Origin of the sequence: Streptomyces dioscori (assembly GCF_003024195.1) — a bacterium.
Classification (GTDB): Bacteria; Actinomycetota; Actinomycetes; order Streptomycetales; family Streptomycetaceae; genus Streptomyces; species Streptomyces dioscori.
This window is the reverse complement of the sequence record NZ_KZ679038.1, coordinates 925,071-941,225: the sequence shown is the minus strand read 5'-3', so window position 1 is coordinate 941,225 and position 16,155 is coordinate 925,071. Positions and strand designations below refer to the sequence as shown.

Sequence of the window (16,155 nt, the reverse complement as noted above, 5' to 3'; positions counted from 1 at the left end):
GCCGACCCGCCGAGGCAGGCCTCGGCGGGCCGTCAGCCGGCAGGTGTGTCGCACTCCGTGCCCGGCGGGCAGAACCAGCGCAGCGCCGTGTCCACGAGTTCCCGCTCGTCGTCCGGCCCGTCGGTGTCCGAGCCGTACGCGACCAACGCGTACCGTTCCCCGTCGGCGCCCTCGAAACGGTGATCGATCACGTGCCGGGCGCCGCCGCCCTGCTCGCCCGCGATCTCGTCGGCCCGGTACTCGTGTTCGGCGGCGGCCTGTGCCTCGCCGCCGGGGACCTCCGCGAGGGAGACCGCCTCGTACCCGTCGAGCTTCTCCGCCTCCACCTGCGCGACCTGCAAGGACTCGTACGGGGAGGTCTCCATCACCTGGAACACCTGGAGCCTTCGGGTGCCGTCCGGGCTGCGGTAGTCGACCACGTCGATGCCGAACTGCGAGGACCGGCTGTCGCGCTCCCAGCCCGCCGGAAGCGCCACCCGGAACCCCGCGTCGTCCTGCCAGGGTTCGTAGCCCGCGGGCAGGGCGGCGGAAGGCCCTGCCGACGGCGAACCACCCCCTGACCCGTCCCCGGACCCGCTGCCCGATCCATCGCCCGATCCGTCGCCGGACCCGTCCGAGGACTCCTTCTTGGTGTCCGACGGGGCGGCGGTGAAGTTCCGGTAGGGCTCCGGCTCGTCCTTCCAGGCCAGGGCCCAGACACCGAAGGTGAGGCCGGCCACCGCGAGGACGATCGCCGTCTTGTGCCGGACGGCCTTCTGCCGTCGTACGTCGAGGTACTGGTCGGGGTGGAAGAGGCGCTCGCGCCGGGACCCGGCCCATTCCTGCCGCTCGGTGTCGAACACCCTCATACCGCGAGTGCTGCCTGTCACCGTCCGGCCCGTCATCCGAGGAGCTGGGCGATGCCCTGGACGACGGCGGTGGCCGAAGCGACCGCCCCCACGGCCGCGCCCTGCGATCCGAGCCAGCCCCGTACGCTCACCAGCAGCCGGGTGAGGCGTTCCGGCGGAGCCGCTCCGGTGCGGACGATCTCGCTCTCCGCGTCCGCCAGTTCGCCGTCGAGGGACATGTCCTCGGCGCTGCGCTCCCGGACGGGCAGGGCCTCGCGGAGGGCGCGGACGGCCCGCAGCAGTTCCTCGTGCGGCAGGGCGGTCCCGGCCGCGGTGTGGTTGACGGACGTCGCCTGTCCGTGGCTGCCGGTGGCGATCGAACCGCCGCTCATGGAGCCGATGTTCACACTGCCGGATCCGCCGTCCTGCGCGGGCCGGCCGCCGGTGGGGTGTCCTGTGTCGTTCATGTGCTGATGTCCTCGGGGCCGGATTCGGGTGTTCGGGCGTCGGGCTTCGACTGCGGCTTCGGCTGCGGCGTCTAGGCGCCGGTGCGCGGCGGCGTGCCGTTCGCCGCCGCGGGGGCGTTGGTGTGCGCGGTCGCGCTGCCGTGGCTGCCCGTGGCGACGGCGCCGCCGGACATGTCCTGGACGAAGACGCTTCCGCCGCTGACCTGGTAGATGTGCTGTTCGAACTGGTCGGTCCGGTAGCCGTGGGACTGCAGCGCCTCACGCATACCGTTCACGATGCGTTCCTGGACCGTCTTGATGTACCGGGTGACGTCCATCTCCTGATACGGCGAAAGACCGCCGGCGCTGGCCAGTTGGCGCAGTGAGACACGCGGCACGTCGGGGTCCGTCTCCCGGTCGGACCAGCCGGTGCCGATCTCCCGGGTGAGGGTCCTCAGCGCGCCGAGGGCGGTGCTCACACCGGTCGCGGGCCCGTGTCCGAGGGCGCGTACGGCACCGCCCGCCCAGGTCTCGGGCAGCCGGTCCACGAGGGTGTCCACACTCCTGAAGTCCTTGCGGACGGGGCCGAGTACGTGGGGGACGACCTCCATCACGAGCATGCCGCCCTGGGTGTGCACGCGGACCAGGACGGTCACCACGACCTGCTCGTGCCAGGCGCCGATGCGGACGCGGAGGAAGACGCGCCGACCCTCGCCGCCCTCGTCCACGGCCTCCCGCAGATGTGCGGCGACCTGGGCGGGGTCGTAGACGGTCCGGCCGTCACCGCCGCGCGGGCCGTCCGGCTGTACGGCGTGCACGTCGTCGCTGCCGCCGAGGCGCAGCAGTTCGTCGCGGCCGACACCGCCCGGCAGACAGACGAAGCGGTCGACCTCCAGCTCGCGCAGCCGGTCCTTCCCGGTGAGCGCGGCGGACTCGCGCAGCCGCACCAACTGCGGCTCGATCATGGCGAGCGCCCTGTCCGCGGTGAGCGGGCCGTGGTTCTGGTGCGGAATCAGCGAACCGTCGGGGGAGGGGGAGCCGGTGTCCTCCGGGGTGTCGGACCCGTTCGGGGGAGCGGGGCGCTTGCGCAGTTCCATCGCGAAGGACCAGTCCTGGCGGCGCGTGCCCATCCCGACGAAAGGACTGTCCGGCTCGTACAGGGTCAGCGCGGCTGTCTGCTCGCGGGAGATGTTCGCGACCAGGTCCTCGTACAACGGGCCCGCGGGCAGGTCCGGTTGGGTCGTCGTCCGGAACGTCCAGCGGGACAGCCAGCGGCACAGCGCCCTGCGCTGGGTGGTCTCGTGCCACCAGGCGATCAGGGCGATGAGCAGCGGAAAGAGCAGCGGGTAGGGCGTTTGTACGTCACCGCCCAGCACCCCGGCCACGAACCAGCACCAGTAGAAGACGGCGAACAGCGCGGCGCACACGGTCACCCCGCGGCCGAGACCGGCGGCGGCCTTCGCCACCGGAGCGGGGAGGCCCGCCTGGCGGCCGTCGGCTCCCTGCGCGCGTACGGACCGGGCGAACCAGAGGCCGATGGCGACGAAGGCGTAGAACTGCGACCACGGCAGGGGCATGCCCGCGGTCAGCCTCTCGTCGCCAGCGTAGAACGCGGTGAACACGTCACCGAAGCCGACCTCGGCCCCGATGCCCCAGCGGTCGCCGACGCTGTCCCAGAACATCACCACGTCGGACAGCAGGAACCCCAGCCAGGCGGCCAGCATCAGGCCCGCGGTACGGGATTCCTGGCGCGTGATCCGTACGGCGTGCGCCAGCACGGGAAGCACGTCGACCCCCAGCGGCGGGGCCACGGGACGCTCCTGGTGGACCACCAGTTCGTCGATGACCCGCCGGCGGAAGGCGGCGTCCTGATACGTGCCGGCGCACAGCAGCCGGGTCGCCTCCGTGCGGTTGTACGGATGTTCCGGGAGGCTCACTCCGGCCACGTCGCTCCTCTGTCCCTGATGTGCCCTGACGCGCCCCGATGTGTGGGCGCATGCGCAGGGAAGGGAAGCTAGTGGACGCGGAGCCCGGCTCGGGCGGTCCGTCCGTATGTGCCCTTCGTTAGGATGAAAGGCATCTTTTCGGCTGGACAGGGCGCACCGTGCGTGCGGCAGGCAGGGTCAGAGCACTGCGGCGACCTCGAAGCCGGCTCCGGCGATGGCCGCGCAGACCTTCGCGCCGTCGAACGCCTCACCCGTCACGGTCACCGACCCGGTGCCGAGGTCGACGTGCACGCCGTTCACCCCGAGGACCCCGCCGACCTCGGACCCGAGCCTGTCGGCGCAGCGGCCGCAGGTCATCCCCATGACGTGGTAACGCTGTTCGGTCATCGATCCCTCGTCTCTTCCCGGCGTGCACGCCCCGCCACTCCCGTTGCGGGAGCGGTTCCGGGAAGTCATACGCGCCCGCCGACAGGGGCGTTCAGCATGATCCCCGCCCGGCGTGGGCGCGTGTCCCTAACCCCGTGCGGCCGTGTCGGGCAGGGCGCGGTCCAGGATCGCGGTCAGGTCCACGGCGGCGGGCAGGGTGCCGAAGGAGTGTCCCCAGTCGCCGCCGAGCCGGGTCGCGCAGAAGGCGTCGGCGACCGCCGCGGGTGCGTGCCGGACCAGGAGGGAGCCCTGCAGTGCCAGCGCCATCAGCTCCACCAGCCGACGGGCGCCCGCCTCGATGCCCTGCTGGTCGCGCAGGCCGCGCAGCTGGTCCTTGAGCCGGACGACGGCCGCGTCCAGTCGGGCGTCGGCCCCGTGCGCCAGGGCGAGTTCCGCGAACAGCGCTTCGCCGGTCTCGGGCGCCCGGCCGAGGGCCCGCAGCACATCGAGGGCGTTGACGTTCCCCGAGCCCTCCCAGATGGAGAGCAGCGGGGCCTCGCGGTAGTGGCGGGGCATGCCCGACTCCTCCACATAGCCGTTGCCGCCCAGGCACTCCAGCGCCTCGGCGGTGAACGCCGGGCCGCGCTTGGTCACCCAGTACTTGCCGACGGCGGTGGCGATCCGGCGGAAGGCCGCCTCCTGGGCGTCGCCACGGATCGCGCGGTCGGCCGCGCCGGCGAGCCGCAGCGTGAGGGTCGTGGCGGCCTCCGACTCCAGCGCCAGGTCGGCCAGTACGTTGCGCATGAGCGGCTGGTCGATCAGCAGCGCACCGAACGCGCCCCGGTGCTTCGTGTGGTGGCCGGCCTCCACGAGGGTCTTACGCATCAGCGTCGCGCTCATCATCACGCAGTCGAGCCGGGTGCAGTTGACCATCTCGATGATCGTTTTGACGCCCTGTCCCTCGGGGCCGACCAGCCAGGCGACGGTGCGGTCGAACTCCGGTTCCGAGGACGCGTTCGAGCGGTTGCCCAGCTTGTCCTTGAGCCGCTGGATGCGGAAGGTGTTGCGGCTGCCGTCGGGCAGGATCCGCGGTACGAGGAAGCAGGACAGACCGCCCGGCGCCTGGGCGAGGACCAGGAACACGTCGCACATCGGGGCGGACGTGAACCACTTGTGGCCGCGCAGGGTGTACACACCCGGCTCCGCGGTCGGCGTGGCGGCCGTCGTGTTGGTCCGGACGTCCGAGCCGCCCTGCTTCTCGGTCATGCCCATGCCCGCCAGCAGTCCGCGTTTGCCGCTCGGGACGCGCAGCCCCGGCTCATAGACGCGGCTGACCAGCAAGGGTTCGTACACCGCGGCCAGTTCGGGCTGCTTGCGCAGGGCGGGTACGGCCGCGTAGGTCATCGAGGTGGGGCAGCCGTGCCCGGCGTCGGTGTGCCCCCACACCAGTCCGCCGGCCGTGCGGACCACATGGGCGCCGGGCCGGTCGTCGGCCCAGGGCGCGGCGGCCAGGCCCTCGGCCACCGCGGTGCCCAGCAGCCGGTGCCAGGCGGGGTGGAACTCGACCTCGTCGACCCGGTTGCCGAAACGGTCGTGCGTACGCAGCTCCGGCTCATGGCGGTCGGCCTGCCCGGCCCACTCCTGGGCCTCCTCGCCACCTGCCAGGCGGCCCAGCCTGCGGATGTCCTCCTCGGCCCGGCCCGCACCCTCGCGGCGCAGCCCCTCCAGCAGCGCCGCGTCATCGGCCGCGTCGTACGGAGCCAGGACGGGGGCCTGGTTGGTGACGTCGTGCGTGGCGGACTGTTCCGGCGCGAGTATCGGGACCATGTCCGCAGTGTTGCACTATCTCTGCGGTCGCAGCAATGACGTAACACCTTCGCTTCCGGGCCGCCGCCGCGACCCGGTTTCGCCCGACCGGGCACAATGCCGTCCATGCGGATGAACGAGCCCCGGTCGGCGGCCGACCCCGGACTGCGCCCGCTGTCCGCGCGATCGGTCGTCCTCAGCCTCCTGCTGGGCGTCGACCCTCCCGGACTTCCGGTGCGGGATCTGATCCGCGGTGTGGAGCCCTTCGATATCGCGGACTCCACGCTGCGGGCCGCCCTCAGTCGCATGGTGTCGGCGGGCGACCTGCGGCGGGCGGACGGGGTCTACCGGCTCAGTGAACGGCTGCTGGAACGGCAGCGCCGCCAGGACGAGGCCGTACACCCTAGGACCCTGGACTGGGACGGTATGTGGGAGACGGTCGTCGTCACCGCCACCGGCCGCGGTCCGGCCGAACGAGCGGAACTGCGCGCCGAGTTGACCGGCCTGCGCCTGGCGGAACTGCGGGAGGGGGTGTGGCTGCGGCCGGCCAACCTGCGGCGCCCGTGGCCCGAAAGCCTGACGGGCCTCACCGAGCGGTTCACCGCCCGGCCGGAGCGGCCTTCGCGCGCTCTGGCGGAAAACCTCTGGCCGCTCCGAGGCTGGGCCGACACCGCCGACTTGCTGCTGGCGCACGCGGCCCGCACGGCACGGCCGGCCGACCGCTTCGCCGCGTTCGCCGCCGTCGTACGGCATCTGGTCACCGACCCGGTGCTGCCCGGCGAACTCCTGCCGGCGCGCTGGCCGGCCCCCGCCCTGCGGGCCGTCTACACCGACTACCGCGCGGAGATGCTGGCGGCGCTGTGAGACGCCGAGGCATATGGCGTTCCAGCCGCCGAAGCGCCTGCCTCGGCGTCCGCGGGGACGTCTCCCGAGTTCACGGCTCCGTCTCCTGGGCCGCCGAGCGGCGTGCGGCGAGTTCGGCGACCGCCGCGGACAGCTGCTGGCGCAGGGCCTCGGGCAGTGGCTCGCCCGTGACGGCGGCCACCGTGCCCTCGGCCAGGTGGAACAGCTTGATGTTGGCGTTCTGGGAGACCGTGACGAGTACGCTCCACGCTTCCTCGGGATCCAGCCCGAAGGACGCCATGAGGACTCCGCGGGCCAGGTCGATGACCGGCCGCGTCTGCATGGCGCGCCTGAGCTGGAGGACTTCGACGCGCAGACTCTGCTCGGTGTCGGCGTCATCGACGATGTCGACGACCTCCGTGGCGTCACCGGACAACGATCTCTCCTCCGTGGTGCTGTGCTTCGTGCCGTGGTGCGGATTCCGATGGTCGCGACCGCCCTGCCCTCCGTCGGCGCGAGCCGGCGGAGGGGCGGTGATCCGCCCACCGGCGCGATACGCCTCGAACGTCGGGGCTGCCGGGGCGTGCTCGCGCGCGGAGGCGGGTGGCCCTCCGTGGGAGGTTGTGGACGAACCGCCGACCTGCGAGGAAAGCGTTGGATCCGACATGGCAGCCACTCCCGGGGGGCATCCATCGTCACTGTCTCCTCCAGATTCCGCTCCAAACCTTCACACGTCAAGAGATACATGAAAATTCTTTCACCCTTTGGTTTGCGTGAATGGTAGGTCGTATGCTCAGGCCATGGGTGAAGTACCTGAGACACACACCGGCTGGACGTTCCTCACCAATCACGCACGGGTGCTGGCCGCGATCGCCGAGAACCAGAACACCCGCATCCGGGACATCGCGGCGCGCTGCCGGCTGACGGAGCGTGCCGTACAGAAGATCATTTCTGATCTGGAGCAGGATGGCTATCTCACGCACACCCGGCAGGGCCGCAGCAACGAATACCGCATCGAGCCGGGGACGATCCTGCGGCACCCGGCCGACGCGGGCCTGTCGGTCGCGGGTCTGCTGTCGCTGCTTGAGCAGCACGACGCCGAGCGCGACGCGAGGCCCCCGTCGTCGCGGCCGGCCCCGGCCGGTGAGCAGGACTCCCGAGCCGATCACTGACGCGGGTTCCACCCGTACGGGTGACCGGCGGGCGCGGCGCGGACGCGACCCGGATGCGACCGGATGCCCGGGTTTCCGGGCACCGCTGCGGGGGACCCGGCACCGGTGGACGACCAACGGCAGCGACATGACGCAGACCCGGCCCCCAGGGGGACAGCGGGTGCGGAAGGAATGTGAGGAGTCGTGACCGCATACGGCAGCACGCAGGACACCGTCCGTCGCCCCGAGACCGGGTGGGCGCAGGCCCGGCGCCGCCGGGTGGGAGGCGTGCGCTTCTGCCTTCCGGCGACAGCCGACCGGGACACCCGCCGCACCTCCGCGGAGCCGGAGGGGAACATCGTCAGGGGCGAGGACTGAGCCGAGAACCGGGCGGGGCGGAACCGAGCGGGGCGGGGCACCACGCATGCCCGTGAGAGCCCGCATCGGCAGGGCCGTCCCGGGTACTGCACGCGGTCCCGGTGATCGACTGGTGGGGACGGGAGCCCAGGGCTAACGTCGGTGTGGCGGACGTCCGGAACCGGACGACCGCCAGGACACAGGCCGATCCCATGACGGACTCTCACGCGACACCTTCCGGCACTGCCAAGACCCCGGAGCGGGGCCACGGCAGCGGAATCGCGCTTCTCGTGATCGCCTCGTGCCAGCTGATGGTGGTCCTCGACATCACCATCGTGAACATCGCCCTCCCGCACATCCAGAGTTCGCTCGGCTTCTCGACCGAGAACCTGTCGTGGGTGGTGAACGCCTACACGCTGACCTTCGGCGGTCTGCTCCTGCTCGGCGGCCGGCTCGGCGACATCCTCGGCCGCCGCAGGGTCTTCGTCTTCGGCGTGCTGCTCTTCGTGCTGGCCTCGCTGCTCGGCGGACTGTCCCAGGAGTCCTGGCAGTTGCTCGCGGCGCGCTCCCTGCAAGGGGTCGGCGGCGCCATCGCCTCCCCGACGGCCCTCTCGCTGATCACCACCACGTTCCGCGAAGGACCCGAGCGCAACAGGGCGTTCGGCGTGTTCGCCGCGGTCTCGGCCGGCGGCAGCGCGATCGGCCTGCTCGCGGGCGGCCTGCTCGTGGAGTGGCTGGACTGGCGCTGGGTCCTGTACGTCAACATCCCCATCGGCCTGCTCATCGCCCTCGCGACGCCCCGCTACATCCGGGAGTCCGACCGGATGCCGGGCCACTTCGACGTCCTCGGCGCGCTCACCTCCACCGTGGGCATGGTCCTGCTCGTCTACGGCTTCATCCGCGCCTCGGAGGAGGGCTGGAGCGACGGCCTGACCGTGGGGGCGTTCGTGGCGGCCGTGGTGTTCCTCGCCGCGTTCATCTTCGTCGAGAGCCGGTCCAAGCAGCCCATCACGCCGCTGTGGATGTTCCGCGACCGCAACCGCGCCGGTGTCTACGCGATCATGCTGAGCCTGGCCGCGGCGATGTTCGGCATGTTCTTCTTCCTGACGCTCTTCGTGCAGAACGTCCTCGGCTTCAGCCCGCTGCGGGCCGGGCTCGCCTTCCTGCCGGTCAGTGCCGTCATCGCGGTCGGCGCCGCGATCGCCTCGCAACTGCTGCCCCGATGGGGTCCCAAGCCGTTCATGACGGTGGGCGCGATTTTGTCGGCCGTCGGGCTCGCCTGGCTGACCCTGACCGAGGTCGACAGCACCTACGCGGGCAGCATCCTCGGGCCCATGCTGGTCTTCGGCTTCGGTATGGGACTGAACTTCGTGTCGCTGACCCTGATGGCGGTGTCGGGCGTGGCGCCCCAGGAGGCGGGAGCGGCCTCCGGGATCCTCAACGCCACCCAGCAGGTGGGCGGTTCGCTCGGCCTGTCCGTCCTGGTCACCGTCTTCGGCACGGCCAGCCGCAACGAGGCCGCCGACCAGGTCCGCGCCTTCATGGCGGAGGCGACCCCCGCCCAGCGCCTGCGGTTCCGCAGGACCGGCGAACTCCCTTCGCCGTGGGGCGACCAGGTGCTGACGTCGGGCATCTCGCACGCCTTCGTCATCGCCGCGATCTTCGCCCTCGTCGCGGCCCTGGTCGCGCTGTTCGTCATCCAGGTACGCCCTGGCGACCTGGAGCGCCTCCAGGGGAACGGCAAGCTGTAGCGGCCGTCCGGCGGACCGTCCGGCGGACCGCTCGCCGAACCGTCCCGCACGGGAGGGGGATCGGCTCAGGGGAGCGGTTGTTCCGTCCAGATGACTTTGCCCGCGGGGGTGTAGCGGGTGCCCCAGCGCTCGGTGAGCTGAGCCACGAGGAACAGACCGCGTCCGCCCTCGTCCGTCGAGGCCGCGTACCGCAGATGCGGTGAGGTGTTGCTGCCGTCGAAGACCTCGCAGATCAGGCTGCGGTCGCGGATCATACGGACCTCGATGGGACCGTTGCCGTACCGGATCGCGTTGGTGACCAGCTCGCTGAGGATCAGCTCCGTCGTGAACGCCAGCTCGTCCAGGTCCCACTCCGTCAGCTGCCGGGTGACCGAGGCGCGTACCTCACCGACGGCCGCCGGGTCGGAGGGGACCCGCCATTCGGCGATGCGGTCGGCGCCGAGCGCTCGCGTGCCCGCGACGATCAGCGCGATGTCGTCGCTCGGGCGGGGCGGCAGCAGGGCGTTCAGCACGGCCTGGCAGGTGTCCTCCGGGGAGCGGTCGGCCCCGGTCAGGGCGGTCCGCAGGAGTTCGAGGCCGACGTCGATGTCCCGTTCCCGGTCCTCGACGAGCCCGTCCGTGTAGAGGACGAGCCTGCTGCCCTCCTCCAGCTTCAGCTCGGCCGTCTCGAAGGGGAGACCGCCGAGACCGAGCGGCGGCCCGGCGGGCACCTCGGGGAAGTCCACACTGCCGTCCGGGCGGATCACCGCGGGCGGCGGGTGGCCGGCCCGGGCCACGACGCACTGCCGGGTGGTCGGGTCGTAGACGGCGTACAGGCAGGTGGCACCGGTGATCGCGGCGCTGCCGTCCTCCGTCGCCTCGTCCTGGTCGATCCGGGCGACCAGTTCATCGAGGAGACCCAGCAGCTCGTCGGGCGGCAGGTCCAGCGCGGAGAAGTTGTGGACCGCCGTGCGCAGCCGCCCCATGGTGGCCGCCGCGTGCAGGCCGTGGCCCACGACGTCGCCGACGACCAGCGCGACCCGCGCGCCGGACAGCGGCAGCACGTCGAACCAGTCGCCGCCCACCCCGGCCTGGGCGGGGAGGTAGCGGTAGGAGATGTCCAGCGCGCTCTGCTCGGGCAGATTGCGCGGCAGCAGACTGCGCTGCAGGGTCTCGGCCATGGTGTGCTCGCGGGTGTAGCGGCGCGCGTTGTCGATGGAGACCGCGGCCCGCGCGACCAGTTCCTCGGCGAGGGCCAGCTCCTCCTCGTCGAACGGCTCGGGCTTCTCGGAGCGCCAGAAGTTCGCCACGCCCATCACCAGGTTCCCCGCCCGCAGGGGGACCGTGATCAGCGAGTGGATCCCGTACTCCACGACCTGCGCGGTGCGCTCCGAATCCTGGGCGAGCCAGCCGTGCGCCTCCTTGAGCGCGGGCGCGACCACGGCCTCGCCGGTGCCGAGGCTCTGCGCCTGCGGGGTGGAGGAGATGAACCCGATCCGCTCGCCCACCGCGTACAGGGGAGCGTCCTTGCGGATCCCGCTCAGCGCCGTACGGCGCAGCGAGGTGCCCGCGTCAGGCTCCTCGCCGCTCAGCACCGCCGCGGCCAGATCCACCGTGACGAAGTCCGCGAACCGCGGGACGGCGACCTCGGCCAGTTCCTCGGCGGTACGGGTCACGTCCAGGGTCGTACCGATGCCCACCCCGGCGTCGTACAGGAGCTTGAGGTGCTCCCGGGCCAGCTCGGCCCGCCCGGACAGCGCGCGCAGCTCGGTCGAGTCGCGGAGCGTGGCGACACTGCCCGCCGGGCCGCCCTTGAGGTCCGTGGGCCGCTGGTTGATGGCCAGCAGCCGGTCGCCGACCAGGCGTACCTCGTCGGTGACGACGTGTCCCGAGGCCAGCAGGGCGCCGGTGCCCGCGTCCAGGCCGAGTTCGAGGACATGGCGTCCCTCGGCGTCCTCCGGGAGGTCCAGCAGGCGGTGTGCCTCGTCGTTGGCGAGCAGCAGTGTGCCCTCGCCGCCGACGATGAGCACTCCCTCCCGGACGGCGTGCAGCACCGCGTCGTGGTGCTCGTACATCCGGGTCATCTCGAACGGGCCCAGGCCGTGTGTCTGGCGCAGGAGCCGTCTGCTCACCAGGGCCGTGCCGCCGAGCGCCAGCGCGAGGGCCGCCGCCGCGGCGGTCAGCAGGAGGGGCATCTGGCGGTCCCCGACCCCTCCCACGTTCTCGGTCGTGATGCCCGCCGAGACCAGGCCCACGACCGTGCCGTCGTCGGCCTTGATCGGCACCACGGCCTGCACCAGTGGCCCCAGGGTGCCGGTGATCTCCTCCGTGAAGGACTTGCCCGCCAGCGCGGGAGCGAGGGTCCCGACGAACTTCTTGCCGATACGGTCCGGCTTGGGGTGGGTGTAGCGGATGCCGTCGGTGTTCATCACGACGACGAAGTCGACCTCGGAGCCCGCACGGGCCGCCTCGGCGCGCGGCTGGAGCACGGCCGTGGGATCGGGGGCGCTCAGCGCCGCGCGGGTGCCCGGAGCGTTGGCGAACGTCTCCGCGACGGCCAGCGAACGGTTCCGCGCCTCCGTCGTGCTGTCGTGGCGCACCTGCAGGACCAGGGCGCCGGCCGCGGCCACGACCAGCAGCAGCACGATCGCGACCTGGAGCAGAAAGACCTGGCCGGCGACGCTGCGTCCGCCCAGCCCCGACCGCGCCCCGGCGGACCCCGGCGGATGCCCGCCGTCCCGCGCTCCCTGCGGACCTGCCGGCGGGTGGGGCGCCTGTCGTGTCCGCCGCCCGTGTACGTGGCCGGGGCGGTCACGCCTGCGTCGCGCGCGCAGGCCACTGAGGCGGGAGGTCGACCGGGCCCAGGATCGACCCAAGAATCGGACCATATGCTCATGTCTACACTGCCGGGGGCCAGGAGGCGAGGGGCACCCTTGGTGTGACGGGTGAAGGTCTGACCCGGGTGGCCCAGACCTCTGGCGGAAACGGGGCGTTCAGGACAGCGGCTCGGCGGACGGCGCGGTCGGTGACTGATGGCCGCCGCTGGCGAGCATCCGCACTTCTCCCGCCCGGCTGATCTCCGCGCGCAGGATGCCGGTGGGGTCGCAGTAGACGGGGTTGCCGCCCGGCCCGAGGGAGGTGGTCCGTTCCACGACCACCTCGTCCGTGACGGGCTCACCGCCCGACCGCCCGTGGGTGAAGGTCAGCCGGTAGCGGTCCGGGGTGTGCATGACGGCCTCCGTACGCGTTCCAGCCGCGGACCAGGGCAAATGCGTCCACTTCCATGATGCGCCTGGATGCCGCACCCGGCAGAGCGACCACGCCTCCGGCCACAGGCCCCGGACCGGGCGGCGGGGCCACGCCCTCACCGCCTTGGCCCGCCCGCACCTGCGCGGCGGCCCTTGCGGGGGCATGCCTGCGGGGCGGCACCCAGCCCGCCCGCACCCGCTTGGCGGCGCCCGCCGGAACCGCGCCTGCTCGGTGGCGCTCGTGCGAGTTGCGCCTGTGGGGCGGCGTTCGTGCGAGGCGCGTTTGTGGGGCGGTGTTCGCGTGGGCATGCTCGCTGGGCGGCATGCAACGTGCCTGCGTCTGTTTGGCGGCGGCCGCCGGAAGCGGGCCTGCTCGGTGGCGTTCGCCCGAGGCGCGTTTGTGGGGCGGTGTTCGCGTGGGCATGCTCGCTGGGCGGCACGCAGCGTGCCCGCACCCGCTTGGCGGCGCCCGCCGGAACCGCGCCTGCTCGGTGGCGCTCGTGCGAGTTGCGTCTGATGGGCGGGCGCCCAACCCGCCCGCGCCTGCTCGCCGGCGTTCGCCGGAAGCGCGTCTGCGGGGCGGCGCTCGCGTGGGCAAGCCCGCTTGGCGGCGCGCAACCTGCCCGCACTGCTCGACGATGCCCGAGGCGCGCCTGCTGGGCGCTGGTGCGCGGGCGTGCCTGCTCGGCGGCGTCTGCCCGAGCACGCCTGCCTTGCCCGACCGGGCAGGGCAGGGCTGCCGCGTGCCCGTGCGGGATGCCGTGGGTCCAGCGTCCGGCGCCCGCGTGCCGCCTCGGGTGCCGTGCCTGTGCGTGGCGTCGTGAACGCGGGCGACCGCGCGGTCGGTGCCGTGGAGATGGGCCCGCGCGCCCCCGTGCGAGGCACCCGTCTCACGAGAGAGGCGCCCGGTTCGGGTGCAGAGGCGGCTCGTGCCGACAGCAGCGTAAGTCGCGCACGGTGATGGCGTATCTTCTTCGTGGCCGCGGGAAGGACCCGCCACCCGTGGCGACTTGACCCGCGCAAACCGGCGGAAACGCCCACAGCCGCGCCCTCACGGAGCGCATCAGAATGCCCTTCCCCAACCAGACCGCAGGAAAACGTGATTGCCCGGACACGGGTCTCGCAAACGTCTGGTTCATGAGAGGTTTCTATGAATCCGAGATGTGTCTGAACACTCGGAGCTTCATCTCCGTATGAAGCGGGGGATTGCCATGCCCGTCGGCAACGAAGCGTAGGAGTAGATCCTTGGGACGCAACACGCGCAGACGCCCAACAGGCGCACGACGCGCGACCATCGGGGCGGTCGCGCTGATGCTGGGAGGAGGCGGACTGGTAGCGGCGAACGTTTACGCCACTGCCTCCGAGAGCACCTCGGGCCAGACCGACCAGGTCCTTGCCTCGGGTGCCGCCACGATCGACTGCCCGGATGTGGGCAGTGAGCTGGCCGCGGTGCCGGACGGGTCGAAGACGGAGGTCGACAAGCAACTCGCCCTCCTGGACAAGCAGATCGCCGAGGCCTATCAGCGGCTGCAGAGCTCCGCTGACGCGATCAAGCAGGACGCCGCCTTCGCGCAGAACTCGATCATGAACCCGCTCAAGGACAAGCGAGCGGCGACCATCGAGCGCATCGTGGCGGCCATCGACGCCGTGGGTGACCGCCCCGAGGGGCTGGACGCCTTCGCGCCCTGCATACTCCGCGCCTCCGGCAACCAGGACGAGCCGGAGAACGGGCAGGACGGCCAGGACGGCCAGGAGAACGGCGACGCCCCGGGCGACAATGCCGAGGACGGCGCCGGCCAGGACGGCCAGGACCAGAACCAGGGCGACGGTCAGGACCAGGGCGGCGAGCAGGGGCAGGGTGAGCAGCCTCCCGGCAACGGCGGCCAGGCCGGAAACGGCCCCGTGGCGGCCGACTTCGTGGACATCTCCACCGTCGAGCCGAACGTGTCGAAGCCGGCAGCCCAGGGCAACGCCTCGAAGGGCTCCTTCGTCACCAGGTGCGGTGTCAACGAGAACGGGCTGTTCAACTCCGACAACGTGATCGTGGCTCCCGGCGTCAGCAACGGCGCCCACCACTTCCACGACTACGTCGGCAACCAGTCCAACGACGCCTTCGCGAGCGACGAGGACCTGGCGAACGCCGAGACCTCCTGCGAGGACCAGGGCGACAAGTCCTCGTACTTCTGGCCCGTGCTGCGTCTGCAGAACGGCGCCGAGGAGAAGGACGCCGCCTCTCCGGGCGGTGGCATCGAGGGCAACGCCGGCGAGATCATCAGGCCCAAGGCGGCCACGATGTCGTTCGAGGGCAGCCCGCGCGGCGAGGTCACGGCCATGCCGAAGCTGCTGCGCATCATCACCGGCGACGCCAAGGCGTTCGTCAACGGCCCCACCAACGCCAACGCGTCGTGGAGCTGCACCGGTTTCGAGGACCGGCAGCTGAAGGACAAGTACCCCCTCTGCCCCCAGGGCAGTGACGTGGTCCGCACCTTCAGGTTCCAGAGCTGCTGGGACGGCCGGAACATCGACAGCGCCAACCACCGCACGCACGTGGCGTTCGCGACCGCCGACGGCAGCTGCGCGAACGACTTCAAGGCCATCCCGCAGCTGGTGCAGCGCATTGTCTACGACGTCGACGCGCCCAGTGTGGCCGACGGCGGAAAGGCGAAGCCGTTCTTCGCGGTCGACTCCTTCCCCGAGCAGCTCCACAAGCCGGTCACCGACCACGGCGACTTCATCAACGTCTTCGACGAGGCGCTGATGAAGGACATGGTGGACTGCATCAACGAGGGCCGTAAGTGCGACGGTGCCGACGACGGCGGTAACGGCGGCGGTAACGGTGGTGGCAACGGCGGTGGCGGTAACGGCGGCGGTGGCGGCGAGGAGCCGACCGACCCGCCGGCGACCACCCCGGCCCCGGACCCGGACCCGACCGAGGGCAACGAGCAGCCGGGCGACGACGAGCCCGGCAACGAGCAGCCCGGCGACGACGAGCCCGCGGACAACGGCCAGAGCGAGACCCCCGCGGACAACGGCGGCAAGAACACCGCGAAGCCCTCGGCCGGCAACACCGAGGCCGCGGGTGGCGCCGACAAGGGCGAGGACGAGCAGGTCAAGGGCGACCAGGGCAAGGGGAACGCCGAGCCCAAGGCGGACACGTCACCGTCGGCGACCCGGAGCGATGCCGCCTCCACGGGCGGCGCGGACGCCGGCAGTGCCGTACCCGGCCCCGAACCCGAGGACGCGGGCGGCGTGGCCGCCCCGCAGACGGTGACGGGCGGACTCGCGGAAACCGGTACGAGCCTGTGGCCGGCGGCGGCCGGAGGACTGCTGGTGATCGCCGGCTTCGTGCTCCTGCGCCGCATCAGCAGCAGGTCGAGGTAGCGGCACCGCCGCACACACCTCACGGGGGGCGGTCGGAGCTGCGCAGGCAGCTCC

Annotated in this window: 13 protein-coding genes; 5 read left to right on the top strand and 8 right to left on the bottom strand. The window is 72.0% G+C overall.

Annotated features, from left to right (window positions below):
• Positions 1-32: 32 nt before the first annotated feature.
• The 5 genes from C6Y14_RS04120 to C6Y14_RS04100 all read right to left on the bottom strand — a co-directional run bounded on the left by C6Y14_RS04120 (position 33) and on the right by C6Y14_RS04100 (position 5,412).
• On the bottom strand, positions 33-848 hold the full coding sequence (locus C6Y14_RS04120) for a hypothetical protein (protein ID WP_107015015.1): 816 nt from the start codon (positions 846-848) through the stop codon (positions 33-35).
• 32 nt (positions 849-880) lie between these two features.
• Positions 881-1,294, bottom strand: a complete 414-nt coding sequence (locus C6Y14_RS04115; protein WP_107015014.1) for a hypothetical protein — start codon at positions 1,292-1,294, stop codon at positions 881-883.
• 71 nt (positions 1,295-1,365) lie between these two features.
• Positions 1,366-3,219, bottom strand: a complete 1,854-nt coding sequence (locus C6Y14_RS04110) for a hypothetical protein (protein WP_107015013.1) — start codon at positions 3,217-3,219, stop codon at positions 1,366-1,368.
• A 177-nt stretch (positions 3,220-3,396) separates the two neighbouring features.
• A complete protein-coding gene (locus C6Y14_RS04105) occupies positions 3,397-3,606 on the bottom strand; it encodes a heavy-metal-associated domain-containing protein (protein WP_107015012.1) in 210 nt (69 codons plus the stop codon).
• 126 nt (positions 3,607-3,732) lie between these two features.
• Positions 3,733-5,412, bottom strand: a complete 1,680-nt coding sequence (locus tag C6Y14_RS04100; protein WP_107015011.1) for an acyl-CoA dehydrogenase family protein — start codon at positions 5,410-5,412, stop codon at positions 3,733-3,735.
• 105 nt (positions 5,413-5,517) lie between these two features.
• Here C6Y14_RS04100 and C6Y14_RS04095 point away from each other — a divergent pair, with 105 nt between their 5' ends.
• Positions 5,518-6,255 carry a PaaX family transcriptional regulator C-terminal domain-containing protein gene (locus C6Y14_RS04095; RefSeq protein ID WP_225890873.1) on the top strand — a complete coding sequence of 246 codons (738 nt, stop codon included), beginning with the start codon at positions 5,518-5,520 and terminating at the stop codon, positions 6,253-6,255.
• Positions 6,256-6,325: 70 nt separating this feature from the next.
• On the opposite strand, the gene C6Y14_RS44815 is transcribed toward C6Y14_RS04095, so the two are convergent.
• On the bottom strand, positions 6,326-6,670 hold the full coding sequence (locus C6Y14_RS44815) for an ANTAR domain-containing protein (protein ID WP_318658046.1): 345 nt from the start codon (positions 6,668-6,670) through the stop codon (positions 6,326-6,328).
• A gap of 364 nt (positions 6,671-7,034) precedes the next feature.
• On the opposite strand from C6Y14_RS44815, the gene C6Y14_RS04085 reads away from it, so the two are divergent.
• The 3 genes from C6Y14_RS04085 (at position 7,035) to C6Y14_RS04080 (ending at position 9,493) form a co-directional block, all read left to right on the top strand.
• Complete coding sequence (locus C6Y14_RS04085) at positions 7,035-7,406, top strand: helix-turn-helix transcriptional regulator (RefSeq protein ID WP_107015009.1); 372 nt, start codon at positions 7,035-7,037, stop codon at positions 7,404-7,406.
• A 183-nt stretch (positions 7,407-7,589) separates the two neighbouring features.
• Positions 7,590-7,763, top strand: coding sequence for a hypothetical protein (locus C6Y14_RS44445; protein WP_199854609.1), 174 nt, complete (start codon positions 7,590-7,592; stop codon positions 7,761-7,763).
• Positions 7,764-7,954: 191 nt separating this feature from the next.
• The gene (locus C6Y14_RS04080) at positions 7,955-9,493 is read left to right on the top strand and encodes an MFS transporter (RefSeq protein ID WP_107015188.1); all 1,539 of its coding nucleotides are present in this window, start codon (positions 7,955-7,957) and stop codon (positions 9,491-9,493) included.
• 65 nt (positions 9,494-9,558) lie between these two features.
• Here C6Y14_RS04080 and C6Y14_RS04075 read toward each other — a convergent pair whose 3' ends face one another.
• Positions 9,559-12,360, bottom strand: coding sequence for a SpoIIE family protein phosphatase (locus C6Y14_RS04075; RefSeq protein WP_199854608.1), 2,802 nt, complete (start codon positions 12,358-12,360; stop codon positions 9,559-9,561).
• A gap of 105 nt (positions 12,361-12,465) precedes the next feature.
• On the bottom strand, positions 12,466-12,702 hold the full coding sequence (locus C6Y14_RS04070) for a DUF6296 family protein (protein ID WP_199854607.1): 237 nt from the start codon (positions 12,700-12,702) through the stop codon (positions 12,466-12,468).
• A 1,329-nt stretch (positions 12,703-14,031) separates the two neighbouring features.
• Between C6Y14_RS04070 and C6Y14_RS04065 the strand changes: the two genes are divergently transcribed.
• Positions 14,032-16,101 carry a DUF1996 domain-containing protein gene (locus C6Y14_RS04065; RefSeq protein ID WP_107015008.1) on the top strand — a complete coding sequence of 690 codons (2,070 nt, stop codon included), beginning with the start codon at positions 14,032-14,034 and terminating at the stop codon, positions 16,099-16,101.
• The last annotated feature ends 54 nt before the right edge of the window (positions 16,102-16,155 follow it).

Bases quoted from the DNA above. Each gene is read 5' to 3' on its own strand.
- C6Y14_RS04120 (WP_107015015.1), bottom strand. From the start codon at position 848: ATGAGGGTGTTCGACACCGAGCGGCAGGAATGGGCCGGGTCCCGGCGC.
- C6Y14_RS04115 (WP_107015014.1), bottom strand. From the start codon at position 1,294: ATGAACGACACAGGACACCCCACCGGCGGCCGGCCCGCGCAGGACGGC.
- C6Y14_RS04105 (WP_107015012.1), bottom strand. From the start codon at position 3,606: ATGACCGAACAGCGTTACCACGTCATGGGGATGACCTGCGGCCGCTGC.
- C6Y14_RS04100 (WP_107015011.1), bottom strand. From the start codon at position 5,412: ATGGTCCCGATACTCGCGCCGGAACAGTCCGCCACGCACGACGTCACC.
- C6Y14_RS04095 (WP_225890873.1), top strand. From the start codon at position 5,518: ATGCGGATGAACGAGCCCCGGTCGGCGGCCGACCCCGGACTGCGCCCG.
- C6Y14_RS04085 (WP_107015009.1), top strand. From the start codon at position 7,035: ATGGGTGAAGTACCTGAGACACACACCGGCTGGACGTTCCTCACCAAT.
- C6Y14_RS04080 (WP_107015188.1), top strand. From the start codon at position 7,955: ATGACGGACTCTCACGCGACACCTTCCGGCACTGCCAAGACCCCGGAG.
- C6Y14_RS04075 (WP_199854608.1), bottom strand. From the start codon at position 12,360: ATGGTCCGATTCTTGGGTCGATCCTGGGCCCGGTCGACCTCCCGCCTC.
- C6Y14_RS04070 (WP_199854607.1), bottom strand. From the start codon at position 12,702: ATGCACACCCCGGACCGCTACCGGCTGACCTTCACCCACGGGCGGTCG.
- C6Y14_RS04065 (WP_107015008.1), top strand. From the start codon at position 14,032: ATGCTGGGAGGAGGCGGACTGGTAGCGGCGAACGTTTACGCCACTGCC.